This is a genomic window from Komagataeibacter sp. NFXK3, assembly GCF_054182245.1.
The window spans coordinates 210535-235994 of record NZ_JAPIVJ010000001.1 but is presented as its reverse complement, the minus strand read 5'-3'; the positions used below and the strand labels follow the sequence as shown (position 1 = coordinate 235994).

At 64.6% G+C, this 25460-nt stretch carries 21 protein-coding genes; 5 read left to right on the top strand and 16 right to left on the bottom strand.

What is annotated here, in order from left to right; all coding sequences use genetic code 11:
* Nucleotides 1–61 precede the first annotated feature (61 nt).
* From OQZ28_RS01145 to OQZ28_RS01125, 5 genes are all read right to left on the bottom strand, one after another.
* Entirely contained in the window at nt 62–844 is a 783-nt protein-coding gene (locus OQZ28_RS01145) for a succinate dehydrogenase iron-sulfur subunit (protein WP_130731862.1), read from the bottom strand.
* A gap of 26 nt (nt 845–870) precedes the next feature.
* Entirely contained in the window at nt 871–2682 is a 1812-nt protein-coding gene (gene sdhA, locus OQZ28_RS01140) for a succinate dehydrogenase flavoprotein subunit (RefSeq protein ID WP_130731861.1), read from the bottom strand.
* Between the two features lie 97 nt (nt 2683–2779).
* Complete coding sequence (sdhD, locus tag OQZ28_RS01135) at nt 2780–3211, bottom strand: succinate dehydrogenase, hydrophobic membrane anchor protein (RefSeq protein ID WP_061274364.1); 432 nt, start codon at nt 3209–3211, stop codon at nt 2780–2782.
* Between the two features lie 2 nt (nt 3212–3213).
* Nucleotides 3214–3606: a succinate dehydrogenase, cytochrome b556 subunit gene (sdhC, locus tag OQZ28_RS01130; protein ID WP_082770802.1), complete on the bottom strand. Its 393-nt coding sequence runs from the start codon at nt 3604–3606 to the stop codon at nt 3214–3216.
* Between the two features lie 243 nt (nt 3607–3849).
* Nucleotides 3850–4869: an aspartate-semialdehyde dehydrogenase gene (locus OQZ28_RS01125; RefSeq protein ID WP_130731860.1), complete on the bottom strand. Its 1020-nt coding sequence runs from the start codon at nt 4867–4869 to the stop codon at nt 3850–3852.
* 280 nt (nt 4870–5149) lie between these two features.
* Here OQZ28_RS01125 and zwf point away from each other — a divergent pair, with 280 nt between their 5' ends.
* Nucleotides 5150–6694 carry a glucose-6-phosphate dehydrogenase gene (zwf, locus tag OQZ28_RS01120; RefSeq protein ID WP_458134913.1) on the top strand — a complete coding sequence of 515 codons (1545 nt, stop codon included), beginning with the start codon at nt 5150–5152 and terminating at the stop codon, nt 6692–6694.
* Between the two features lie 153 nt (nt 6695–6847).
* Here zwf and OQZ28_RS01115 read toward each other — a convergent pair whose 3' ends face one another.
* The 4 genes from OQZ28_RS01115 to OQZ28_RS01100 form a co-directional block, all read right to left on the bottom strand.
* Nucleotides 6848–7378 carry a Spy/CpxP family protein refolding chaperone gene (locus OQZ28_RS01115; RefSeq protein ID WP_458134912.1) on the bottom strand — a complete coding sequence of 177 codons (531 nt, stop codon included), beginning with the start codon at nt 7376–7378 and terminating at the stop codon, nt 6848–6850.
* Between the two features lie 51 nt (nt 7379–7429).
* Nucleotides 7430–7786, bottom strand: coding sequence for a hypothetical protein (locus OQZ28_RS01110; protein WP_458134911.1), 357 nt, complete (start codon nt 7784–7786; stop codon nt 7430–7432).
* An 88-nt stretch (nt 7787–7874) separates the two neighbouring features.
* A complete protein-coding gene (locus OQZ28_RS01105) occupies nt 7875–8519 on the bottom strand; it encodes a 2OG-Fe(II) oxygenase (protein WP_458134910.1) in 645 nt (214 codons plus the stop codon).
* Between the two features lie 108 nt (nt 8520–8627).
* Complete coding sequence (locus OQZ28_RS01100) at nt 8628–8966, bottom strand: carboxymuconolactone decarboxylase family protein (protein WP_308719642.1); 339 nt, start codon at nt 8964–8966, stop codon at nt 8628–8630.
* 120 nt (nt 8967–9086) lie between these two features.
* On the opposite strand from OQZ28_RS01100, the gene zapE reads away from it, so the two are divergent.
* The 4 genes from zapE to lpdA all read left to right on the top strand — a co-directional run bounded on the left by zapE (nt 9087) and on the right by lpdA (nt 16683).
* Entirely contained in the window at nt 9087–10283 is a 1197-nt protein-coding gene (gene zapE, locus OQZ28_RS01095) for a cell division protein ZapE (RefSeq protein ID WP_130731854.1), read from the top strand.
* A gap of 347 nt (nt 10284–10630) precedes the next feature.
* The gene (locus OQZ28_RS01090; protein WP_130731853.1) at nt 10631–13504 is read left to right on the top strand and encodes a 2-oxoglutarate dehydrogenase E1 component; all 2874 of its coding nucleotides are present in this window, start codon (nt 10631–10633) and stop codon (nt 13502–13504) included.
* Between the two features lie 122 nt (nt 13505–13626).
* Nucleotides 13627–14886: a 2-oxoglutarate dehydrogenase complex dihydrolipoyllysine-residue succinyltransferase gene (gene odhB / locus OQZ28_RS01085; RefSeq protein ID WP_130731852.1), complete on the top strand. Its 1260-nt coding sequence runs from the start codon at nt 13627–13629 to the stop codon at nt 14884–14886.
* Nucleotides 14887–14955: 69 nt separating this feature from the next.
* Nucleotides 14956–16683, top strand: coding sequence for a dihydrolipoyl dehydrogenase (lpdA, locus tag OQZ28_RS01080; protein WP_458134909.1), 1728 nt, complete (start codon nt 14956–14958; stop codon nt 16681–16683).
* 222 nt (nt 16684–16905) lie between these two features.
* Here lpdA and OQZ28_RS01075 read toward each other — a convergent pair whose 3' ends face one another.
* The 7 genes from OQZ28_RS01075 to OQZ28_RS01045 form a co-directional block, all read right to left on the bottom strand.
* Nucleotides 16906–18642 (bottom strand): putative bifunctional diguanylate cyclase/phosphodiesterase, encoded by a 1737-nt coding sequence (locus OQZ28_RS01075; protein WP_130731849.1) that lies wholly within the window; start codon nt 18640–18642, stop codon nt 16906–16908.
* A 50-nt stretch (nt 18643–18692) separates the two neighbouring features.
* Nucleotides 18693–20915, bottom strand: coding sequence for an EAL domain-containing protein (locus OQZ28_RS01070; RefSeq protein ID WP_458134908.1), 2223 nt, complete (start codon nt 20913–20915; stop codon nt 18693–18695).
* Nucleotides 20916–21222: 307 nt separating this feature from the next.
* Nucleotides 21223–21474, bottom strand: a complete 252-nt coding sequence (locus OQZ28_RS01065) for a DUF6587 family protein (protein ID WP_458134907.1) — start codon at nt 21472–21474, stop codon at nt 21223–21225.
* Complete coding sequence (feoB, locus tag OQZ28_RS01060) at nt 21474–23309, bottom strand: ferrous iron transport protein B (protein ID WP_458134906.1); 1836 nt, start codon at nt 23307–23309, stop codon at nt 21474–21476. The genes OQZ28_RS01065 and feoB overlap by 1 nt, the downstream gene beginning before the upstream one ends.
* Nucleotides 23306–23554, bottom strand: a complete 249-nt coding sequence (locus OQZ28_RS01055) for a FeoA family protein (RefSeq protein WP_130731845.1) — start codon at nt 23552–23554, stop codon at nt 23306–23308. Before OQZ28_RS01055 ends, feoB begins: the two co-directional genes overlap by 4 nt.
* A gap of 161 nt (nt 23555–23715) precedes the next feature.
* Nucleotides 23716–23994: a DUF6881 domain-containing protein gene (locus OQZ28_RS01050; protein ID WP_458134905.1), complete on the bottom strand. Its 279-nt coding sequence runs from the start codon at nt 23992–23994 to the stop codon at nt 23716–23718.
* A 72-nt stretch (nt 23995–24066) separates the two neighbouring features.
* Nucleotides 24067–25395, bottom strand: coding sequence for a cobyrinate a,c-diamide synthase (locus OQZ28_RS01045; RefSeq protein ID WP_458134904.1), 1329 nt, complete (start codon nt 25393–25395; stop codon nt 24067–24069).
* Nucleotides 25396–25460 lie beyond the last annotated feature (65 nt).

Genomic DNA, 25460 nt, shown 5'->3' with positions numbered 1-25460 from the left:
AAAGCGCTGGATTTTTCACATCCAGCGCTTTCCACGTCAATCAGGAATGAAGGGGCAGGGGCTATGCCTTGCGTTCGAGCTGCAGTTCCTTGATCCGGCCAATCGCCTTGGCGGGGTTCAGGCCCTTGGGGCAGGTCTGGGTGCAGTTCATGATCGTGCGGCAGGCATAGAGCTTGAGCGGATCTTCCAGCGCATCAAGCCGGTCGCCCGCATGCTCGTCGCGGCTGTCGGCAATCCAGCGGTAAGCCGCCAGCAGCGTTGCCGGGCCAAGGTAGCGATCGCCATTCCACCAGTAGGACGGGCACGAGGTGGAACAGCAGAAGCAAAGGATGCACTCCCACATGCCATCCAGCTCGGCGCGTTCCTCAATGCTCTGGCGGCGCTCGGAATCCGGCGGCGGTGCCGTGTCGGATTTCAGCCACGGGTCGATCGAGCGCAGCTGGGCATAGGCGCCATCAAGGTCGGGCACCAGATCCTTGATGACCGGCATGTGCGGCAGCGGGTAGATGGCGACATCGCCCTCGATGTCGCGGATGGGCTTGAGGCAGGCCAGCGTGTTCTCGCCCGCGATGTTCATCGCGCACGACCCGCAGATGCCCTCGCGGCACGAGCGGCGGAAGGTGAGCGTGGAGTCCACATCGTTCTTGATGTGGATCAGCGCATCGAGCACCATCGGGCCGATCTTGTCGAGGTCGATCTCGTAGGTATCGACCACGGGGTTGCTGTCATCATCCGGGCTCCAGCGATAGATCCGGAAGTTCTTGACATTGGAGGCACCGGGAGCGGCCGTGAAAATGCGGCCTTTGCCCACCGTGCTGTTCTTTGGCAGTCTGAATTCGACCATCGTCTCGTTCCTTTTCCGCCGTTACGTCAGTAGACGCGCTTCTTGGGGGGGAAGACCTGCACATCGTCGGTCAGCGTTTTCATGTGCACGGGGCGGTAGCTCAGCGTGACATCGCCCGCGTCGGTCATGTGGGCGACGGTGTGCTTCATCCAGTTCTTGTCATCACGATCGGGGTAATCGTCATGCGCCTGCGCGCCGCGGCTTTCGTGGCGGGCATCGGCGCCAGCCATGGTCACAGTGGCGTTGGCCAGCAGGTTCTCGAACTCGAGCGCTTCCATCAGGTCACTGTTCCAGATCAGCGAGCGGTCGTTGATCGAGATGTCGGGCAGTTCCGACCAGATTTCCTTTATCTTCTCCACACCCTGCGCCAGGCTCTCGGTGTTGCGGAACACGGCGGCGTGCTTCTGCATGGTGCGCTGTAGCTTGGAGCGCATGTCGGCCACGTGGGTCTTGCCCTTGGCGTAGCGCAGCCTGTCAAAGCGTGCGATCGCGGCTTCGCCAGCACCCTCGGGCAGCGGGCGGATCACTTCCTCGCTCTTGATGGTGGCGGCGGCGCGCTGGGCGGCGGCGCGGCCAAACACCACAAGGTCGAGCAGCGAGTTGGTGCCAAGGCGGTTGGCGCCATGCACGGACACGCAGGCCGCTTCACCCACGGCCATCAGGCCGGGCACCACCGCATCGACATCATCAGCCGTGGGGCGGATGACCTCACCATGGTAGTTGGTGGGGATGCCACCCATGTTGTAGTGCACCGTGGGCAGGACCGGCACCGGCTCCTTGGTCACGTCGATGCCCGCGAAGATGCGCGCCGTCTCGGAAATGCCGGGCAGGCGCTCATGCAGGATCTCGGGGCCAAGATGCTCGAGATGGAGCATGATGTAGTTCTTCTCCGGCCCGCAGCCACGCCCCTCGTTGATCTCGATGGTCATGGCGCGCGAGACCACATCACGCGAGGCGAGGTCCTTGGCGGTGGGCGCGTAACGCTCCATGAAGCGCTCGCCCTTGGAGTTGGTGAGGTAGCCACCCTCGCCACGGCAGCCTTCCGTCAGCAGGCAGCCTGCGGGGAAGATGCCGGTGGGGTGGAACTGCACGAACTCCATGTCCTGCATGGGAATGCCCGCACGGATCGCCATGCCGCCGCCATCGCCGGTGCAGGTATGGGCCGAGGTGCATGAATGGTAGGCGCGGCCATAGCCGCCGGTGGCCAGCACCACCTTCTGCGCGCGGAAGCGGTGCAACGTGCCATCTTCAAGGCACCAGGCCATTACGCCACGGCAGGCGCCTTCCTCATCCATGATCAGGTCGATGGCGAAGTATTCGACAAAGAATTCGACGTTATGCTTCAGGCACTGCTGGTACAGCGTGTGCAGGATGGCATGGCCCGTGCGGTCGGCGGCGGCGCAGGCGCGGGGCACGGGGGCCTCGCCATAGTTGCGCATGTGGCCACCGAAGGGGCGCTGGTAGATCTTGCCATCTTCCGTGCGTGAAAACGGCACGCCCATGTGCTCGAGTTCCTGCACGGCGGGCACGGCCTCGCGGCACATGTATTCGATGGCGTCCTGGTCGCCCAGCCAGTCCGACCCCTTTACGGTGTCGTACATGTGCCAGCGCCAGTTATCCTCGGCCATGTTGCCAAGCGATGCGCCAATGCCGCCCTGGGCTGCAACGGTGTGGCTGCGTGTGGGGAAAACCTTGGTCACGCAGGCGGTCTTGAGGCCAGCGGCCCCCATGCCCAGCGTGGCCCGAAGGCCGGAGCCACCAGCGCCTACGACAACCACGTCATATGCGTGGTCAACGATCCTGTAGGAGCCGGTGAGTGGTGAAGTGGTCGCGTTCATGTCTTGGACGTGTCCCGATGCTCGTTCGGACGGCCAGCCGGAAGTGCGGCCCGCCGGTCCGCGAATGTCATGTTCTGCTCAGGCGATGGCGCGGGGCTCAGCCCGCGGCAATCGTGCTCCGGCTGCTGCCGGCGAGCGCCAGCTTCAGTACCGAAACGGCGCCGAACAGACCCAGAAGGAAGACGATCCCCTTCATCAGCAGCCCGGCAGGCAGGTGCGCCTTGCCGTGCACGTAGTCATCAATGATGACCTGCAGCCCGAGCTGGGTGTGATAGAAGGTCAGGATCACCAGCGACAGCATCATGGTGGTGTTGAAGGGGCGTGCCCCCCACTTCGCCACTTCCGGCTGGGATGCGCCAGCCAGGCGGAACACCTGGATCACGAACCAGCCCGAAAGCGGCACGAGGGCCACCGCCGAGGCGCGCTCGGCCCACCAGTGGCCGACACCGGCCTGCCCCGAACCCAGCCCGCGCGCGCGCGAAAGCTGCGAGCGCATGACCGTGACATGTGGCTTCTTTGGATTGCTCATGGTCAGGATGCCTTCTTGCGGGAGCGACAGATCGCAACGCCAACGATACCGGCGACAAGGGCCAGCGTGGTGCCGACCGTGACACCCACGGCAACCGGACCATCCTCGTTGATTTCCTTTTTGGAGAAGCGATAGCCGCTATCCCACGCCAGATGGCGCAGCCCCGCCACGAAGTGGTAGACCAGAGCCAGCGCCCAGCCAGCCATCAGCATCTGGCCGAGCGGGTTGCCGGTCACTTTCTGGACCTTCTTGAAAGATTTTGGTCCCTTTGCCGCCGCGCTGATCCAGCACAGGCCAAGTGCCGAACCGCCTGCGGCGGCGACACCGGCGGCGCGGTTCGCGATTGAAAGGAACATGGAAAGACGGAAGCGGTAGACCTGGAGGTGTGGGGACATAGGCCGCCTGGTCAGAGTTCCGTCGCTTCGCTGCCCTACATAGAGCGCATCACGGACATCCTGCATGGTCGTCTCGTCAATTTCCCTGTTATGGCTTCGGTTTGTTCCGTCGCCTTGTCTGAATTCGGTCCTACGCCGCGCGGCGGGCGGGGTCAACGCAGGCAGGGAACACGAGGTTGAGAGACCCAGCCCCCGCCATGGTGGCGGTACAGCCGCGCTGCACCGCCACCAAAGACCTGTGCTTCAGTGCCCGAGCAGGTCGAGGGCAACCATGGTCTCGGCAATCTGCACCGCGTTCAGGGCAGCGCCCTTGCGCAGGTTGTCGGCAACACACCAGAAGCCGAGTCCGTTGGGCACGGTGGGGTCGATGCGCAGGCGCGAGACATAGGTCGCATCCTCGCCCACGATCTCGAGCGGGGTGGCGTAGCCGCCATCCTCGCGCTTGTCGTGCAGCACCACGCCCGGCGCCTCGCGCAGGGCCTCGCGGGCGCGTGCAAGATCAACGGGTTCCTCGAATTCCACGGTAATGGCCTCGGCATGGCCAATGAATACCGGCACCCGCACGCAGGTGGCGAAAACCGCGATGTCGGGGTCGAGGATCTTGCGGGTCTCGACCGTCATCTTCCACTCTTCCTTCGTCGCCCCGTCATCCATGAAACGGTCGATGTGCGGAATGCAGTTGAACGCGATCTGCTTGGTGAACTGCTCGGCCTTGATCGGGTCGCCCACAAGGCTGCCACGCGCCTGGTTGAACAGCTCGTCCATGCCGCTCTTGCCAGCCCCCGCAACCGCCTGGTAGGTGGCCACCACCACGCGCCTGATTGTGAACAGGTCGTGCAGCGGCTTGAGCGCCACCACCATCTGGATGGTCGAGCAGTTCGGGTTGGCAATGATGCCGCGCTTCGCCTTCTTCACATCGTTGGGATTGACCTCGGGCACCACGAGCGGCACATCCGGTTCCATGCGGAAGTGGGATGTGTTGTCGATCACGATGCAGCCTGCCTTGGCCGCGCGCGGCGCGTGCACGGCCGAGACCGCGCCGCCGGGCGAGAAAAGGGCAACATCCCAGCCGGTGAAGTCGAAGGTCTCGAGGTTCTGTACCTTGAGCACTTTTTTGTCGCCAAACGAGACTTCCTTGCCCGCCGAGCGGGCGGAGGCGAGGGCCACGATCTCATCCACAGGGAACTGGCGCTCGGCCAGAGTCTTGAGGATTTCGCGCCCCACAGCACCGGTGGCGCCCACCACCGCAACGCGGTAACCCATAATCTTCTTTCCTGTCCTGTCATGCCGGTCCATTCGCGCGGAACGGGCCGTTTTCCGTCACTGTAGGGACACCTAGAGCCTGTATCGCCAACGTGCAAGCAACCTGTGCCGCCCCGAACGGAGGAATCGAATCGGGGGCAGGTCAAGGTGGCGGGTTCCATGCGATGATAGGTGTTGTGGCGTACCGCGTGCCCGAGGCACGCTTGACCCATCGCGCCCGTGCGTGGGGGCCTTTGTGGCCTGCCCCGCGGCCGCGCAGGCAAGGACGGTTAAAGAGATCATGGCCCCATCAACTGATATTCCCGCAACGCCCGCCCCGGTGCGCCCGGTCACCCCTGCGGGCGCGCACCGTGCGCCGCCGTGCACGCTGGTCATATTCGGCGCGCATGGCGACCTGACCAAGCGGCTGCTCATGCCCGCGCTGTACAACCTGGTGGGCAGCGGCCTGCTGCACCCGGATTTCCGCGTGATCGGGGTGGACCGGGTGGACAGCACCACGGCGGCGTGGCGCGATGGGCTGAATGCAATGATGCAGTCCTTCACCCACGACCCCAATGCCGAATTCCACCCCGCCAGCATCAATGCCGCGCAGTGGGACTGGCTGGCCCAGCGGCTGGAATACGTGAAGGCGGATTTCAGTGACGTGGCGGCCATCCGCGCGCTTGGTGAAACACTGCCCGCCAATGCCATCTTCTACCTTGCCATCCCCTCGCGCTTTTTCGCCACCGTGGTGGAAACGCTGGGCGCTGCCGGAGTCGTGGCGCAGAAGGATGGCGCCTTCCGCCGGGTGGTGATTGAAAAGCCGTTTGGCTCGGACCTTGCCTCGGCCAGGGAACTCAACCGCCGCGTGCTGTCGGTGCTTGACGAGTCGCAGGTGTTCCGCATCGACCATTTCCTGGGCAAGGAGACGGTGCAGAACATTCTCGCCATGCGATTCGGCAACCTGATTTTCGAGCCGCTGTGGCGCAACGAATATGTCGACCATATCGAGATCACCGCCGCCGAGACCATTGGCGTGGAGCAGCGCGGCGCGTTCTATGAGCCCACCGGCGCGTTGCGCGACATGGTGCCCAACCACCTGTTCCAGCTTTTCGCCATGGTGGCGATGGAGCCGCCCAACACCTTTGATGCCGAGAGCGTGCGCAACGCCAAGGAGCAGCTGTTCGAGGCCGTGACCCCCATCGCCCCGGAGGACGCCGTGCGCGGCCAGTACGCAGCCGGCACCGTGGAGGGCAAGCCCATGGTGGGCTACCGCGAAAGCCCCGGTGTTTCGCCCCACAGCAATACCGAGACCTATGTGGCGCTCAAGCTGCATGTCGATAACTGGCGCTGGGCGGGCGTGCCGTTCTACCTGCGCACCGGCAAGGGGCTGGGCGGCCGGCGCACGGAGGTGGTGGTGCAGTTCCGCAAGCCGCCGATGCTGATGTTCCGTGATACCGAGACCGAGAACCTGCCGCCCAACCGCATCATCCTCAACATCCAGCCCGCACAGGGGCTGACGGTGGAGCTCGGCGCCAAGAAGCCGGGGCCGGAAATGGACCTGACCGACGTGCAGGCCCGTTTCCGCTACGAGGACGTGTTCGCCAAGTCACCCAACGTGGGTTACGAAACCCTGCTCTATGACTGCCTGATGGGGGATGAGACCCTGTTCCAGCGCGCCGACAATATCGAGGCGGCGTGGAAGGCGGTCGATCCGGTCCTGCAGGCCTGGGCGCAGGACAGCACCGGCCCCGAACTGTATGAAGCTGGCACCACCGGCCCCAGGGGCGCGGATGCGCTTCTGGCACGTGACGGACGGGCCTGGTACCCGCTGGACAAAGCCTGAAAGAACGGACGTTTCCGGGCGCCGCCTTTTTTTCAAAAAGGCGGCGTTCTTTCGAAGCTTTTTGAGAAAAGCTTCACCAAAAACTTTTTCACTTAACAAAAAAGCCCGCACCATCATGGTGCGGGCTTTTTTTAATGCCTTTGGCGCAGTTGGTTACTGCGCGGCGGGGGCCGCTGTTGCGCCCTGCGTTGCGGCGGCACGCTCCTGCTGCTTCTCGGCATGCTCGCTGTCGCCCTGCACGAACAGGGTATCGGCATGCTTGCGCTGCTTTTTGGAGAAGCTGCCATAAAGCGGTGCAAACGCGCTGTTCAGCGTCTGCATGTCATGCGCGCGCTCGGCCACGAGGTCGGCATAGGACTGCATGTTTTCCACCGCGTTCATCTTGGGCAGCTTTTCGCGGCGCGCCTCGATGGCGTCATGCAGGCGCTGGGCGTTGTCCATCATGTCCTGCGCGAACGGCGTCCAGAGCGTTTCCTGTTTTTTGGTGATGCCCAGCTCGTCATGCAGGGCCTTGATGTGGGCCTCGACCTCATCGGGGGCCGGGTCGCGCGGGGTGTGGGCGAGCGATGCGGTCGTGTTGGGCGTGCCCTGCGCTGCGGGGGTTGCGGCCTGCGGGTCGGCGGCCATGGCCATGGCGGGCAGCATCATTAGGGCGGCAGCGGGGAGAAACCGGCGGAACATCATGTTGTGTATTTTCCTTCGCGGGAGAGATCAGGTGCGTGGGATGTCAGGCGGTCAGTAACCGCCGCCATACGGGTAGTAGGCCGGGGGCGGGGGCGGCGGAGGGGGGGCCGGATAATAGGCGGGCGGCGGCGGGGCGGCGCCCCGTTCGGCAAGTGCGCTGCCCAGCATGGCGCCAACCGCAAGGCCGGCAATGCCGCTGCCTACGGCAAGCCCCGCGCCACCACCGCCACGGCGGTAGCCACCACCACCATGCCAGCCGCCACGGGGCGGGCCGCCATGCCAGCCGGGGCCGGGACCGCGCGGGCCGCCGTGCCAGGGCTGGGCATGGGCCGCAGGCATGGCGGTGGCCAGCAGGCCAAGGGCGAAGCTGGCTGACAGGAGGGAAGCAGTGAGTTTACGCAGCTTCATGGGCTTTGAGTACCTCGGCATGACGTGAAGGCGAAGAACAGGAGCATGATAGGCGCCCCGCGTGGCGAAACAATGGCCCGGGCCGTGTTCAGGCCACCCAGGGCAACCGCTTGGTCAGGGCGGATAACCGGTGGCGGCGCAGTTCGTTGCGTGCGCGGGTGTCATTGGTCATGTAATTGAGCTGGATGGTATGGCGTGGGCCGACATACTGCCGGTGCCCATGCCATGTGTCCGGCCCGTTGGGAAAGATGAGCAGCGTGCCATTGACCGGCGGGATCTCGGCGGCGAAATCCTCCAGGTCGTGTCCATTGCGCAAAAGGCGCAGGCAGCCTTCATGCCGGGCCCAGGCGGCCTCGTCGGCAGCGTTGAGGTACAGCAGCACGGTCACGCGCTTGCTGTCGGAATCGCGGTGGATGCGCCCGTCCTTCGCCCGCGTGCGCCCGCGCAGGGTCAGCATGGTAGGGGCGCCATCAAGATCGAGGCCGAACTTGGCGGCGATGGCCTGCCGTAGGCGCGGCCCTTCAAGCTCCGCCACCAGGCCCGCCATGAGCGGTGAGAGGCTGAGGGCCGCAGGCGGGAACGACCCGCCCGAGCGGATGTCGGGCAGGCTCGTGGCCAGCGCCTTGAGGTCGGCGGGGGGAATGAAATGCGGCACCACCACGTGGGCGAAAGGCGTGGCTGCGACCGGCGTCGCCTCAAGTGCTGCATAGTCGGGGGTGACGGGTTGGATCATGCCATCTCTGCAGGCACGCGGGTGAAAATGGCCCCGGCAACCGGGGCCTGCATGCCAATACGCGCCAGATTAGGGCCAGTTGCCTTCACCCGCAAGTGATCGCGCGGATCAGGGCTTGAGCGTATCCACCGCATCAAGCACGCGGCTGGAATAGACCACGGCGGCCCCCGCGTTCAGCGCCACGGCAACGCCCAGCGCCTCGGCTATTTCCGCCTTTGTGGCGCCGGCCTTTACCGCCGCGGTGGAGTGGACGGAAATGCACCCGTCGCACCGCGTGGTCACGGCCACGGCCAGCGCGATGAGTTCACGGGTCTTGGCATCGAGGTGGCCGGTTTCGGCGGCGGCGCGGTCGAGGGTCTGGAGTCCCTTGAGCGTGCCGGGCGAGAGGGTGGCGAACGCGCCGATGGACTCGCCAAGATGGGCGCGGTAGGCGTTCCAGTCAGTCATCACAAATCCTCCATCTGGTAGGGTTTGAGTTCACCAGATGGAGAGAACCCCTGTCATGACACAGTTTGGCGAGATCGGGGCCTTGCTGGGCCTTTTTTAACGGACTATCGCCAAAATATCATGAATACCGATATCGCACCCGCCCGCCTGTCCGCTGCGGCGCAGCCCGCAGGCACAGGCCCCTTCGCCGCCTATGAGGCCCGCGTGGCTTCAGGCCGTCTGGATCGCGACCCCGAGCAGGAAAAAGCCGCCCGCAGGCTCGACCAGCTCTGGCGCGAACTGCGTGACTACCACCCGGTGGTCCAGTCCACCCCGCCCGCGAGTGGCTGGCTGGGCGGGCTCAGGGCGCGGCTCGGCCTCGCCCGCCCGGCTCATGAACAGGCCCGGCCGCGTGGTGTGTACATGGTGGGGCAGGTGGGGCGTGGCAAAACCATGCTGATGGACCTGTTCTTCAGCCTCGCCCCGGTCGAGCACAAGCGCCGGGTGCATTTCCACCGCTTCATGCAGGATGTGCACCAGCGCCTGCATGACATGAAGGAAGCCGACCCCTCCCTGTCCGACCCCATCCCGCCGCTTGCCCGCCAGATCGCGCAGGAGGCGTGGCTGCTGTGCTTTGATGAATTCCAGGTCAATGACATCGCGGACGCCATGATCCTTGGCCGCCTGTTCGACTACCTGTTCGCCGATGGCGTGGTGGTGGTGGCCACATCCAACACAAAGCCCGAGGACCTGTTTCAGGACCGTCCCGGCGCCGATGCGTTCAAGCCCTTCATCGCCGCGATCCTCAAGGAGGTCGATACCGTCATCCTCGATTCCCCGCGTGATTACCGCCGCGGCAACGCGCGCGGCATGCAGACATGGATCATCCCCGTCGATGCGGCGGCGACGAAGGAACTCGACTCGATCTTTGCCCGGCTGGCCGATGGCGCGCCGGTGGCGCCTGTCGCGCTCGACATCATGGGCCGCACCCTGAACGTGACGCGCGCCGCAGGCCCTGTTGCACGGTTCAGCTTTGCCGAGCTGTGCGGCAGGCCGCTCGGCGCGGGCGATTACCTGGCACTGGCCACGCGCTTCCCCAACCTCGTGCTTGATGGCGTGCCGCGCATGGGGCCGGACAATTTTGACGAGGCGCGGCGCTTCATCGTGCTGATCGACACGCTGTACGAACAGAACGTCAAGCTGTTTGCCTCGGCCGAGGACCGGCCCGACGCCATTTACGCCAAGGGGCAGGGGGCGACCGCGTTCGAGCGCACGGCCTCGCGGCTGGAGGAGATGCAGAGTGCGGCCTACATGCAGCTGCCGCACCTCAACGCATGATGGGCAAAAACGGCCGAAGGGTCACGCCATCGTGACGGTTATGGCGGTGGTGTGACTGCCGGGGCGGTAGGCAAGCCGTGCGGTCTTTGCTTGGGTATGGGCAAGTTCGCATCAGCCGGGAGCCGTGCCGCGCAGAGCGATGTTTTGCAGCGCCCCGTCCCGCCACCGTGGGGTCAGGCACGAAAATGTCAGTATGCGCGGCAAGCAGACCTGATCCTGATGAATGATGGCGGCATCCCGGCAAGGGTGCGGCTAGGGTAGCGATACAAATCGGACCGGCTGCCGTTTCAGGCCGGATCCGGAAATAGCGCGGCCACAAAGGCCGCCAGCGAGGAGATGTCTTCAATATGGCGGGCGTAGATATTCTTTCGACCGCATTCAGCGGCGCCAATACGGCCTATCTGGCCGAGTTGTATGCGCGCTGGGTGGCCGATCCCAACAGCGTCGATCCTTCCTTTGCCTCCCTGTTCCAGGAGCTGCATGAGGAAGGCTCCGAAATCGTTCATGATGCGGAAGGGGCCTCCTGGGCGCCGCGCCCGCATATCATCACCGGCGATGAACCGGCCCCCCTGCCGGATGGCAAGGCGGCGGGCGTTACGGCGGAGAGCCTGAAGGCGGCAGCCGATGACAGCCTGCGCGCGACCCAGCTCATCCGCGCCTTCCGCGTGCGCGGCCACCTCGAGGCGCGGCTCGACCCGCTCGGCCTGCAGGTGCCCAAGCCCCATGCGGACCTTGACCCCGCCACCTATGGCTTCGGCCCCAAGGATTGTGACCGCCCGATCTATCTTGGCCACATCGTCGCCAGCCTGATCGGTTCGGACACCGCCACCATCAACCAGGTGCTCGATGCCCTGCGCGCGGTCTATTGCGGGCCGATCGGCGCGGAGTTCATGCACATCCAGGACCCCGAGCAGCGCATGTGGGTGCAGGCCCGGCTTGAGGGCGACAACTGGCGCAAGGGTGCGACACCCGAGCAGAAAAAGGTCATCCTGCAGCAGCTGACCGAGGCGGAGGGCTTCGAGTCCTTCTGCCAGAAGCGCTATGTCGGCACCAAGCGCTTCGGCCTTGAGGGCGAGGACGTGACCATTCCCGCGCTGCACGCCATCATCGACCAGGCCGCCTCGGGCGGGGTGCGCTCGGTGGCCATCGGCATGCCGCATCGCGGGCGGCTGAACACGCTCGTCAACATCGTGCGCAAGCCCTACACCGCCATCTTCAGCGAGTTCGCAGGCGTATCCTTCAAGCCCGACGACGTGCAGGGCTCGGGCGATGTGAAATACCATCTCGGCACCTCCACCGATGTCGAGATTGGGGGCACCCCCGTTCATATCTCGCTCCAGCCCAACCCCTCGCATCTCGAGGCGGTCGACCCGGTCGTGATCGGCAAGGTGCGTGCCACACAGGATGATGACGACCCCCACCAGCGCGGCCGCCACATGGGCGTGCTGCTGCATGGTGACGCGGCATTCGCGGGCCAGGGCATCGTGTATGAAACGCTGGCCATGTCGCAGCTGATCGGCTACCGCACCGGCGGCACGATCCATGTCGTGGTCAACAACCAGATCGGGTTCACCACCGTTTCGGTCCATTCTTTCTCGGGCCTGTACTGCACGGACGTGGCCAAGGCGGTGCAGGCGCCGATCCTGCACGTCAATGGCGACGAGCCGGAGGCGGTGATCTACTGTTCGCGCCTTGCCGCCGAATTCCGGCAGAAATTCGCATCCGACGTGGTGCTCGACATCGTGGGTTACCGCCGCCACGGCCATAACGAGTCCGATGAGCCGTCATTTACCCAGCCCACCATGTACAAGGCCATCGCGGCGCGGCCGACCATCCGCACGCTCTATTCCGACCGCCTGGTGCGCGAAGGCGTGGTGACCGAGGCCGAGGTCACCGCCGAGTGGGATGGCTTCCACAACAGGCTCGAGCAGGCCTATCAGGCCGCCCAGGGCTACAAGCCCAACAAGGCCGACTGGCTGGAAGGCGCGTGGAAGGGCCTCAAGCCGCCGCCGGTCGACACCACCCTGCCCGCGCCCGAAACCGGTGTCGCCATCGACCGGCTGAAGGAAGTCGGTGCATCGCTGGCCCATGTGCCTGATGACTTCAACGCCAACCCCAAGATCATCCGCCAGCTCAAGGCCAAGGCGAAGATGTTCGAGACCGGCGGCGGCATCGACTGGGCCACGGGCGAGGCGCTGGGCTTCGGCACGCTGCTGCTCGACAAGCACCATGTCCGCCTGTCGGGCGAGGACTGCCAGCGCGGCACCTTCAGCCAGCGCCACGCGGTGCTGATCGACCAGGTGAACCAGAACACCTACGTGCCGCTCAACAACATCGCCAAGGATCAGGCCGCCATCGAGATCTACAACTCGCTGCTGTCCGAATTCGGCGTGCTGGGCTTTGAATACGGCTACTCGCTGGCCGACCCCAACGCGCTGGTGCTGTGGGAGGCGCAGTTCGGTGACTTCGCCAACGGCGCGCAGGTCATCATCGACCAGTTCATCGCCTCGGGCGAGACCAAGTGGCTGCGCATGTCGGGCCTCGTGATGCTGCTGCCCCACGGTTATGAGGGGCAGGGGCCGGAGCATTCCTCCGCCCGCCTCGAGCGCTACCTGCAGCTCTGCGCCGAGAACAACATGCGGGTGTGCAACATCACCACGCCGGCCAACTACTTCCATGCGTTGCGCCGGCAGCTGTTCCTCGACTACCGCAAGCCGCTCATCATCATGACGCCCAAGTCCCTGCTGCGCCACAAGCTGGCGGTGTCGGACCTCAAGGATTTCGGTCCGGGCACGCGCTTCCTGCCGGTGATTGGCGAGATCGACCCGATTGCAGCGCCTGACAAGGTGGACCGCGTGGTGATCTGCTCGGGCAAGGTCTATTACGACCTGCTGGCCGAGCGGCGCGAGCGCAAGCTCGACAATGTCGCGATCCTGCGCCTCGAGCAGTTCTATCCCTTCCCGGCCAAGATGCTGGGTGAGGAACTGGCCCGCTACAGGCAGGCCAAGGTGATCTGGTGCCAGGAAGAACCCGAGAACATGGGCGGCTGGACCTTTGTCGATCGCCTGATCGAGGGCGTGCTGGGCGATATTGGCCACAAGAGCACGCGCCCGACCTTTGTGGGGCGGGTTGCGGCAGCAAGCCCGGCCACGGGCCTGGCCAAGGTGCACGTGGCCGAGCAGGCGGCGCTGGTGAACAAGGCGCTGGGCGTCAGCGCCTGACACTGGCTGGGTAGAACACACAAAACATGGGGGCGGCCTTCGGGCTGCATCCCCGGATAACGAATGGGGCCGCCCCGCAGCCCGCTTGGGGCAGGGGTGGCCAAGGGATTGGGAAACAGGAAATGTCCGCCGAGATCAAGGTACCGACACTGGGTGAAAGCGTAACCACGGCAACCATCGCCAAGTGGCTCAAGCAGCCGGGTGACGCCGTGAACGAGGATGACCCGTTGGTGGAACTCGAAACCGACAAGGTCAGCGTGGAAGTGCCCGCCCCGCAGGCTGGCGTGCTTGGCCCGCTACTGGTGCCCGAGGGCGCTGAAGTGGAAGTGGGCACCGTGCTCTCCACCATCGAGGCCGGGAGTGGTGCGGCCCCCAAGGCTGCGGCTGCCCCCGCGCCCAAGAAGGAAGCCGCACCTGCTGGCGTGCAGGCCCAGCCTGCAACGCCCGGCCCTGTGGCCCGCCCGGCCACCCCGCCGTCAGATGTGGCAGCGCAGGGTGCGGCCAACGTGGCTTTCCCCGCCGCGCGCAAGGCCATGGCCGAGCAGGGTGTAACGCCAGCACAGGTTGGCACCGGCACGGGCAAGGACGGGCGCATCACCAAGGGTGATGTGCAGAGCTTTCTCGCACAGCCGCGCGCGGCAACCCCCGCCGCTGCCCCGCGCCCGCCGCGCCAGGACGACCCGCGTGAAGAGCGCGTGAAGATGACGCGCCTGCGCCGCACCATCGCCCGCCGCCTGAAGGATGCGCAGAACACCGCCGCCCTGCTGACCACCTTCAACGAGGTGGACATGTCGGCGGTGATGCAGATGCGCGCCGAATACAAGGACCTGTTCATCAAGAAGCATAACGGCGTGAAGCTGGGCTTCATGTCCATCTTCAGCCGTGCGGTCGTTGCGGCGTTGCAGGAATTCCCGGCCATCAATGCCGAGATCGATGGCGATGACGTGATCTACCGCGAGTTCGTCAACCTCGGCATTGCCGTGGGTGGCCCCAACGGGCTGGTCGTGCCCGTGATCCGCGATGCCGACAAGATGGGCTTTGCCCAGATCGAAAGCGCGATTGCAGGCTTTGGCAAGAAGGCGCGCGAAGGCACGCTCAAGATTGATGAACTGTCAGGCGGCACGTTCTCGATCACCAATGGCGGCATCTATGGCTCGCTCATGTCCACGCCCATCATCAACGCGCCGCAGTCGGCCATCCTTGGCATGCATGCCATCCAGGAGCGCCCGGTGGCGGTGAACGGGCAGGTGGTGATCCGCCCGATGATGTATATCGCGCTGACCTACGACCACCGGATCGTGGATGGCAAGGAGGCGGTCAGCTTCCTTGTGCGCGTCAAGCAGAACGTGGAAGATCCGCGCCGTCTGCTGCTGCAGGTCTGATGCCTGCCGGGGCCGCGCCTGTGTCGCGGTCCCTACGCGCAACCGCATAGCAAGCAGGACTGACAAGACATGACAATCGATATCAAGGTGCCCACGCTGGGCGAGAGCGTGACCACGGCCACGGTCGCCAAATGGCTCAGGCAGCCCGGCGATGCGGTCAATGCCGATGACCCGATCGCCGAACTGGAAACCGACAAGGTCAGCGTGGAAGTGCCTGCCCCGCAGGCGGGCGTGCTGGGCGCGCATGCGGTCAATGAAGGCGACGAGGTCGAGGTCGGCACCGTGCTGACCACCCTTACGCCGGGCGCTGGCGGCGCCAAGGCGGCTCCGGCTGCCCCCGCAAAGCCTGTGCAGGCTGCCACACCCGCCCCGGCTGCCGCTCCCAAGCCTGCGGTCGAGGCGCCATCCGAGACGGATTACGACGTGATCGTGATCGGCGCGGGGCCCGGCGGGTATGTGTGCGCCATCCGCGCGGCCCAGCTTGGCTTCAAGGTGGCATGCGTGGAAAAGCGCGCCACCCTTGGGGGCACCTGCCTCAATGTGGGCTGTATCCCGTCCAAGGCGCTGTTGCAGCAGTCCGAGAACTTCCATGCCGCCAAGGATGAATACGGCGAGATGGGCATCATCATCGACAGCGTGAAGCTGGATCTGGCGAAGATGATGGCGCGCAAGCAGTCCGTAGTCGATGCGAACGTGAAGGGCGTGGAGTTCCTGTTCAAGAAGAACAAGGTCACCTGGCTCAAGGGCACCGGCAAGGTTGAAGGCACGGGCCGCATCACGGTTGATGGCAAGCCGGTTACGGCCAGGCACATCGTCATTGCCAGCGGCAGCGACAGCGCGGGCCTGCCGGGCGTGGATGTGGATGAAAAGCAGATCGTCACCTCCACCGGCGCGCTTGAGCTTTCCGCCGTGCCCAAAAGGATGGTGGTGATTGGCGGCGGCGTGATCGGCCTTGAGCTGGGCAGCGTGTGGCACCGCCTTGGCGCGGATGTGACGGTGATCGAATATCTCGACCGTCTGGTTCCGGGCACCGATAACGAGGTGGCCAAGACCTTCCAGCGCATCCTGACCAAGCAGGGCCTGAAGATGAAGCTGGGCCACAAGGTGACCAAGGCGGAAAAAGGCCCCAAGGGCGTGACCCTGACCGTGGAGCCTGCCAAGGGTGGTGCGGCTGAAACGCTGGAAGCCGACGTGGTGCTGCTGGCCATTGGCCGCACGGCGGCGAGCAAGGGCTTCGGGCTGGAAGAGGCGGGCATCGCACTCGACAAGCGCGGCCGCATCGTGACCGACGCGCATTACGCCACCAGCGTGCCCGGCATCTATGCCATTGGCGATGTGATTGCAGGCCCCATGCTGGCCCACAAGGCCGAGGAAGAAGGCGTTGCCATAGCCGAGCTGCTGGCAGGCCAGGCAGGTCATGTGAATTACGGCGCGATCCCCGCCGTGGTCTATACGTGGCCGGAAGTGGCCACCGTGGGCAAGACCGAGGAAACTCTGAAGGAAGAGGGCGTTGCCTACAAGGTTGGCAAATTCCCCTTCACCGCCAATGGCCGTGCGCGCGCCATCGGCATGACCGACGGGTTCGTGAAGGTTCTGGCCGATGCCACCACCGATCAGGTGCTTGGCGTGCACATCATCGGCCCGATGGCGGGCGAACTGATTGCCGAATGCACCATGGCGATCGAGTTTGGCGCCTCGTCGGAAGATATTGCCCGCACCTGCCACGCCCACCCCACGCTGAGCGAGGCGGTGAAGGAAGCGGCACTCGATGTGGACAAGCGCGCCATCCATATCTGACCTGCCACCGCAACAAAAACCCACCCGGCAACCTTGTTGCCGGGTGGGTTTTTTTATGAATGCCAAAAAGAAGTTTCTGGGTGCCGCCTTTTTTCAAAAAGACGGCGTTCTATCGAAGCTTTTTGAAAAAAGCTTCACCAAAAACGTCCTTATGATTTCTGGATGTTTTCCGGGCCGACTTTTCAAACAGCCTCTAAAAAACGGCAGGGCAGGGGATATGCCTCAGGCCGTTTTCGTCTTCGCCGGGTTCCAGGCATCACGCTGGGTGATGCGGATCAGTTCCGTGGCGGAAACCGCGCGTGAGATGAAGAAGCCCTGCACGTAATCCACGCCCAGCGCGCGCACGGTGTCGAATTCCTCCTGCGTTTCCACGCCTTCCACCGTGACCGCCAGGTTATAGCCATGGCCGAGCTTGATGAGGGCGGCGAGCAGGTTGCGGGCTTCCGCGTCGGTGGCGATGTCGCGCACGAGGCAGCGGTCAAGCTTGAGCGACTGCAGCGGCAACTCGCGCAGGGTGGACAGGCGCACCGTGCCGTAGCCGAAATTATCCATCGCCAGGCCAAACCCGTCTTCCGCCAGGGCGCGCAGGCGCAGGCGGCTTTTTTCCGCCCGCCGCCCCTGCAGCATCTGCTCGGTCACTTCCAGCATGAAGGTGGAGGGCTCGAGGTTGAGCTCACGGATCTCGCTGAACAGGTCGATCTGCTGCTCAAGGTTGAGCAGGTCCAGATGCGACAGGTTGACCGCCAGCCGCAGGCTCGGCAGGCCTGCTTCCTTCCATTTCTGGATATCGTCATGGAAGGACTGCACGAGGTGCGTCTCCATGATCTGGGCCAGGGCCGAGTCGGCAAAGACATCGGTAAACGCCCCGGCGGAAAGCAGGCCCCGGTCAGGGTGGTGCCAGCGCATCAGCGCCTCCGCCTGCTCTATGCGGCCCGTGCGCGCGTTGAGTATGGGCTGGTAGTACACCTCGAACTGCCTGAGTTCCACGCCCTTGCGGGCCTCGGTCAGGATCTTGGCCCGTTCCATCGTGGTCTTGTGCAGGCTGGGCGTGAACATGCGCGCCTGCTTGCCGCCTGACTGCTTGGCGGCATAGACCGCCACATCGGCGTTTTTCTGCAGGCCCTCAAGCGTGTCCGCCGCCGTGATCGGCGTGGCCCCGATGCTGCCGGATATGCGCACCGTGGCACTTTCCAGCATGATCGGCTCTTCAAGCAGGTTCTGCACCTTGGTCAGGATGGTTTCGAGCGGCATGAGCTTGAGGCTGTGGCGCAGGATGATGGCGAACTCATCGCCCCCCAGCCGGCTGATCGCATCATCAGGGCCGATCAGCTCGATCAGGCGCCGCCCGATCACCTTGAGCACCTCATCGCCCGCATGGTGGCCATGGATGTCATTGACCGGCTTGAACCCGTCGAGGTCGAACATGACCAGCGCCTGCGGCTCGGGGTGCGGGCGCTTGGCGTTCTCGAGTGCGGTGACAAGGCTGGCATTGAAGCCGCCACGGTTGAGCAGCCCGGTCAGCACATCGGTCGCGGCCTGTTTCTTGAGCCGGACCTTGGTGTTCATCAGTTCCGTGATTTCAAACCGGCTCGCCACGAAACCGGTAATCTCGCCCTTGGCATTGCGGTGCGGCATGATGGTGGTGGCCACCCAGTAGTGGCTGCCATCCTTCGCACGGTTGCACAAATTGCCGTACCAGGTGCGGCCTGCGAACAGGGTCTGGTACATCTCGCGGAAGAAGGCCTTCCCATGCTCGCCCGAGTTCAGGATGCGATGGGTATGGCCCAGCAGTTCCTCGCGGGAATACTGGCTGATCTCGCAGAATTTATCATTGACGTAGGTAATGATGCCCTTGCGGTCCGTGACCGCGACAATAAGGACATTATCCACCACGTCCGCCCAGAAGTCGGCATCTTCATGTGTAAGGGCGCGGAGCCTGTTATCATGCGGTGCGGACATTCTGTTACCTCGGATGCGGATCGGAAAACCTGAATTGACCGGTTGGTAATTTAGGATGATTTCTTTTTAGGCGAAACATTTTTGGCAGCCGGCGTGGCGGGCAGCATCTGGCGGATCGTCTTGTGGTGGCGCATCCACTTCTCGAAGTCGTCAGGTGCGAGCGGCTTGGCGAACAGGTAGCCCTGCATCACGTCGCAATTGAGTTGTTCCAGCAGGTCGCGCTGCTGCTCGGTCTCGACGCCTTCGGTCACCACCGTCATGCCCAGCCGCGAGCCGATGCCGATCACCGCCATGGTCACGGCCTGGGCGTTGGTATCATGCTCGAAATCGTTGATGAAGCTGCGGTCGATCTTGATCTCGGTCAGCGGCAGGCGGGTCAGGCGCGAGAGCGAGGAGTAGCCGGTGCCGAAATCATCCATCGACAGGCCGCAGCCGATATTGCGGATCGACTGGAGCACTTCCTCGGTGTCGCGGCTGTTATCCATCATCACGCTCTCGGTAATTTCCACCGTCAGGCGCGAAGGCTTGAGGTTATGGTCCTTGAGCAGGGCCGCGATATGCTCGGGCAGCGCACGGTTGCGGAAATGCACGGCGGACAGGTTCACGGCCACGGTGGGCACATGGATGCCGTCACGGTCCCACTTCACGATCTGGCGGCAGGCCTCGAGCAGCGACCAGCGGCCAATGGCCTCGATCTGGCCGGTCTCCTCCGCCACGGCGATGAAGCGCGAGGGGAAGATGTTGCCAAGATGCGGATGGTGCCAGCGCGACAGTGCCTCCACACCGCTGAGTTCAAGCGTATGGGTACGCACCTGCGGCTGGTAGTGCAGGTTGAGCATGCCCTTGGCCAGCGAATCACGCAGCGCCGAGCCCAGCACCAGCCGGTCCTGCGCCACCTGGTTCTTTTCCAGGTTGGCGAAGCGGAAGATGCCGCGCCCGTCTTCCTTCGCCTGGCGCAGCGCCACATCGGCGGTGCTGAGCAGGGATTCGCTGTCCGGCCCGTTATCGGGGTAGGTGCTGATGCCGATCGAGCATGAGATGGTCAGCGTGTTCTGGCCGATCTGCATGGGCAGGGTCATGGTGGCGAGCAGGTGCTTGGCAAAGGCCGTGGCTTCCTTGTGCGGGCAGTTGGGCACCACCACCACGAATTCATCGCCGCCGGAGCGGCTGAGCACGTAATCCTCCTTGGCGATGGAGCGGATGCGCCCTGCGATCTCGACCAGGAACTGGTCGGCATAGACATGGCCAAGCGCATCGTTGATATCGCGGAAACGGTCGATATCGAGCATGAAGATGGCGAACTGCCGGTTGCCATCCTGCTTGCTTATCATGCCCTCGATCACCTTGTGCACCGAGGAGCGGTTGAGCAGCCCGGTCAGGCTGTCAAAATTGGCAAGGTGGGAGATATGCTCCTGCGTGGCGTTCTGCTCAAAGGCCAGCGCGCAGAAGGGAATGCACGAATCAACAATGCGCTGCGGCCACGTGTTGCGGCCCTGGTCTTCACGCGCATAGAGCGCGAAAATGCCCTTGACCTGCCCCGAGCGCGTGCTGACGGGCGTGCAGAAGCACTGCTGCAGCCCCAGCGAGATGCCGAGCGAGCGGTAGCTGTCCCACACCATGCGGGTGGCATGCATGGGGTCGACGCGCAGCTTCTCGAGTTCGGATGACGAGACATACAGGCTCTCGAGCGAGGCGCGGTAGCGCTTGGGCAGGGTGGGGCTGGACAGGACGCGCAGCTGCCCGTCTGGCGTAATGAGCATGAGCACGGCCACCGTGCCGGGCACGAAGCTTTCCACCCGGCGGCACAGAAGGTCGGCCACGTCCTGGATCATCATGTCGCTTGCAAGCGCCTGCAGCACGTCGTTCTGCAGGATCAGGATCTTGCGCTGCTGGCTTTCGGTGGTGACATTCTTCATCACGCCCATGAAGAAGATGCGCCCGTCATCGGTCACGACCTTGGACAGCGAAAGCTCGCCGCAGATATATTCCCCATCCGAGCGGGTGAACTCCACCTCGCGCGAGGTGCCGACAATGCGGTTGTGTTCGCTGCCCCGGCTGCGCTCGACAAAGGCGTCATGCCCGGCCTGATGCAGCGTGGGCACCAGCACGTTCACGTTCCTGCCCAGCACGTCCTTCTTGTCGAGGCCCCACAGGTTCGACGCCGCCTGATTGAAGAAGATGACCTCGTTCCTGTCATCAATAATCACGGTTGCGTCTATGGCCTGCTCCAGTGCCGAAATCAGGACTTCAGCGCTCAGGTTAGGCTTTGACATTGAATTACCTCGTAAAAGGGACAAGGGGCAACGACCGGCAGGCGGTTGCAGCAGGGGTATAAGGCGGCCTGAAATGCCCGCGCGGGCCGCACCATCGCCCGGGCGGGGACGATGCATGGCGGCCGCAGGAATATCATAGGATGGTGATAGGCATATTATATATTATTCAAGATAATCATTATACCACATTGATATGAATTAAGGCCGTCTTTAATAATTTCCGTATGAAACTGAAAGGTCCATATAGCATTCACGGCGCGGTTGATCCATCGCATCGCGCACGCAAAATTGCCCTATTCCACGCATGTCAGCTTTTCGGATCGCAGTTCCCGCCTTCGCAGCCTGAACAGCCACCACATCCGCCCTTGCGGCGTGGGCGGCCCCTGGCCTGCGCGTGGCGTATCAGCGCCTCGGGCGCATGGAGGCGGCCGAGCATCCCGGCCGTGGCCTGCCAGCCCTTCTGCCCCAGCCGGGGGAACAGCCGCCCCAGCCAGTAGGCGGCACACGCCATGACCAGCATTGCCGCCACCAGTACCTGCAGCCATTGCGGTGCGTGCATCAGAGCATCCGCACGATGTGATAGGTCAGGAAGGCCGCCGCGTAGGCCAGGCCGAACAGGTAGCCCGCCGTCAGCGCCACCACGCGCCATGAGCCGGTCTCGCGCCGGATGACCGCAAGCGTCGCCACGCATTGCGGCGCATAGACGTACCATGCCAGCAGCGAAAGTGCTGTGGGCAGGCTCCAGTGCGTGGGCAGCATGCCGCCAAGCTGGAGGGCTGCCTGGTCGGTATCGGTTCCTGAGCCGAGCGAATAGACCGTGGCCAGCGCGCCCACCGCCACCTCACGCGCGGCAAGGCCGGGAATGAGGGCGACACAGATCTGCCAGTTGAAGCCCAGCGGCGCGAAGACGGGCAGCATGATGTGCCCGATGCGCCCGGCCAGGCTCCAGTCGATGGCGGGGCCCACGGCGCCCGCGGGCGGCTTGGGAAAGCTGGACAGCCCCCACAGCAGCACCGTCAGCGAGACGATGGTGGTGCCCACGCGCATGAGGAAGATGCGCGCGCGCTCCCACAGCCCCAGCGCCAGGTCGCGCGGGTTGGGCAGGCGGTAGGCGGGCAGTTCCATCAGCAGGGTGGCTTCGCGCCGGTCGGGGTTGCGCCAGCGCATGACGCGCGCCACCACCAGCGCCGAGATGATGCCCAGCGCGTACAGCCCGAACAGCACCAGCCCCTGCAGGTTCATGAAGCCCGCCACGTTGCGGTGCGGAATGAACGCCCCGATCAGCAGCGTATAGATTGGCAGCCGGGCCGAGCAGGTCATGAGCGGGGCGACAAGAATGGTCACCAGCCGGTCGCGCGGGTTCTGGATGGTGCGGGTGGCCATGATGCCCGGCACCGCGCAGGCAAAGCTGGACAGCAGCGGAATGAACGAGCGCCCGCTCAGGCCCGCAACCGACATCAGCCGGTCGAGCAGGAAGGCGGCGCGCGGCAGGTAGCCTGACTCCTCAAGGGCAAGGATCCACGCGAACAGGATCAGGATCTGCGGCAGGAACGTCACCACGCTGCCAGCACCTGCGATCACGCCATCCACGATCAGGCTGCGCAGCACGCCATCGGGCATAATGCGGCCCACCTGCTCGCCCAGCAGCCCCATGCCCGCGTCGATGCCATCCATGAGCGGCTGCGCCCAGGCGAACACCGCCTGGAACATGAGGAACAGCAGCACGAGCAGGATCACCGGCCCCCACACCGGGTGCAGCACCCAGCGGTCGAGCCGCTCCTCCATCCGGTCCGACAGCGGGGTGGCGTGGGTTACGCAGTCCGCCAGGATCTGGCGCACCATGGCGTGCAGGTCGGTGCCCGGCGCCAGGGGCGTGGGCACGGGCGGCGGCACGCCATCGAGCCGGGCCAGCAGGTCGCGCGCGCCATTGCGCTTTATGCCCACCGTGGGCACGACGGGCATGCCCAGCTCCGCCTGCAGGCGCGGCAGGTCGATCTCCATGCCGCTGCGCTGGGCTGCGTCGATCATGTTCAGCGCCAGCACCACGGGGCGGCCAAGGCTGCGCATTTCCAGCACGAAGCGCAGGTGCAGGCGCAGGTTGGTGGCATCGGCCACGCACACCAGCAGGTCGGGCGCCGCCTCGCCGCGATAGGTGCCTGCGCAGACATCACGCGTCACTGCCTCGTCAGGGCTGGTGGCGTTGAGGCTGTAGGCGCCGGGCAGGTCGAGCAGCCGCACGCTGCGGCCCGCGGGTGTTGTGAACCAGCCTTCCTTGCGCTCCACGGTGGCGCCGGCGTAATTGGCCACTTTCTGCCGGCTGCCGGTCAGCAGGTTGAACAGGGCGGTCTTGCCACAGTTGGGGTTGCCGACCAGGGCTATGTTGAGCGGGGTCATGCCGCCGCTTTCGCCACATGCACGCACACGCGCTGCGCCTCCGTGCGGCGCAGGGCAAAGCGGGTAAAGCCGATGCGCACGGCCAGCGGGTCGCCGCCCAGCGGTGCGGTCGCCACGATGCGCACGGCCTCGCCCGGCACGAAGCCCAGCTCGCGCAGGCGCTGGGCCACGGGGTCGGGGCTGCCGTTATCATCAACGCTGTCGATCACGGCGTCGGTTCCGCGTGGCAGGTCATTCAGTCGCATAAGACAGGGACAATCCGGATGGTAAAAGTAAGTAATAATTATTATTAAATACTGCCGGGAATATTGTCCATCACGTTTGCCCCGATGCCTGCGTTATCGCTGGTACCGATATGTTGGCAGTGCAGGGGTTGGGTGGGGTGCTGCGATGCGTGCATGCCGCGTCAGGGCTGGCACGCCTGCCATGCCGCCTCGAATTCCGCCGCGGTTATGTCACGGGCTTCAAACTGGGGGTCTGCATTGATCCCTTCAAGCGGGGGGATGGCAATATCGGCGAGGTGGGTATTACCGGTCAAGAATGTTTCTGTCACCACGCCGCACTGGCCATTTTCATACAGTTCGATTTTTCTCAGTTCGGTTCTTGCGCCATCAAACTCGCAATAAATGAGATTTGGTTGCTCGGAGCCAAAATCGTGTTTCCATAAACACTTGAGATAAAACAATTTAAATATCCAACATGAAAAAGTTTCTGATGCCGCCTTTTTCAAAAAGGTTCGGAACAGATTGCCTCGCGTTCAGGCTGCATGTCCAAGCGTGGACAGCACATGGAAGAACGTGCCCGAAACATGCCCCCGCCGTGCCCCGCCGGTGCCCCGGTCCACACCGTAGCCATCGGTCATGTCAGCCAGTGGCGCATCGAGACCGGGGTCGGTGACCGTGGCATAGTGGAATTCATGCCCGCGCAGCACGGTGCCCGCAGGGCCTATGGCGCAGCCTTCGCGCAAGGTGGCGCTGCGGTAGCCAAGGTTCATGCGGCGTGTGGCAAAGGACGTGGCATGGCCGAGCAGGCCGGTCATGCGGTGGGTCTCGCCCGCCTTGTCGGTCAGGCTCTCGCCCAGCACCATGAAGCCCCCGCATTCCCCATGCACGGGCCGGGTGCGGGCGAAACGGGCCAGTGACGTGCGGAAATGGCTGGCTGCGGCAAGGCGGCCCGCATGCAGCTCAGGGTAGCCGCCGGGCAGCCAGCAGGCATCGCAGTCTTCGCCCGGACCTTCATCGGCAAGGGGGGAAAACGGCTGGAGTTCCGCCCCGGCCTGCCGCCAGCCCGCAATGATGTGGGCATACAGGAACGAGAACGCCGCATCATCCGCCACCGCAATGCGCTGCCCTGGCGGCGGCAGGGCGCACGGGCTGCTGGCGGGCGCGGGCAGGCGGGGGGCTGCCGCGCAGGCCAGGATGGCGTCAAGGTCAAGGTCGCGTTCGGCCTGCGTGGCCAGCCGTTCGGCCAGCGCGTCGAGCCCGCCATGCTCGCGGGCCTGCACCAGCCCCAGATGGCGCTCGGGCAGTTCAAGCTGCGCCTCGCGCCCGAAGGCGCCCAGCACCGGCAGGCCGATGGCTTGCATGGCCTGTGTTGCCATGGCGGCATGGCGGGGCGAGCCCACGCGGTTGAGGATCACGCCCGCAATCTTTACCGCCGGGTCCAGCGTGGCAAAGCCCAGAGCGGTGGCGGCGGCGGATTGGCCCTGGCCTGAAATGTCGAGCACCAGCAGCACGGGCAGGCCGTAGCGGGCCGCGATGTCGGCTGGTGCCCCGCGTGCGCCCGCAGGTTCCATCAACCCGTCGAACAGGCCCATCGAGGCCTCGGTTACCAGCACGTCACAGCCTGCCTGCGCCTGTGCCATTACGCCATCGAGCAGGTGCGGGGGCATGGCCCAGCTATCAAGGTTGAGGCTGGTGCGCCCGGTCAGGGCTTCATGGAAGGCGGGGTCGATGTAATCCGGCCCGGTCTTGGCGCCGCGCACGGCAACGCCCCTGCGGCGCAGGGCGGCCAGCAGGGCGAGTGTGAGCGTGGTCTTGCCCCCGCCCGAGCGGGGGGCGGCGATCATCAGCCCTCGTGTCATCATGTCCGTTCCTGCTAAAGCGTGGCGAGCGATGCCACCCTTACCCCTGTTGGACGAGAAGGTCATCC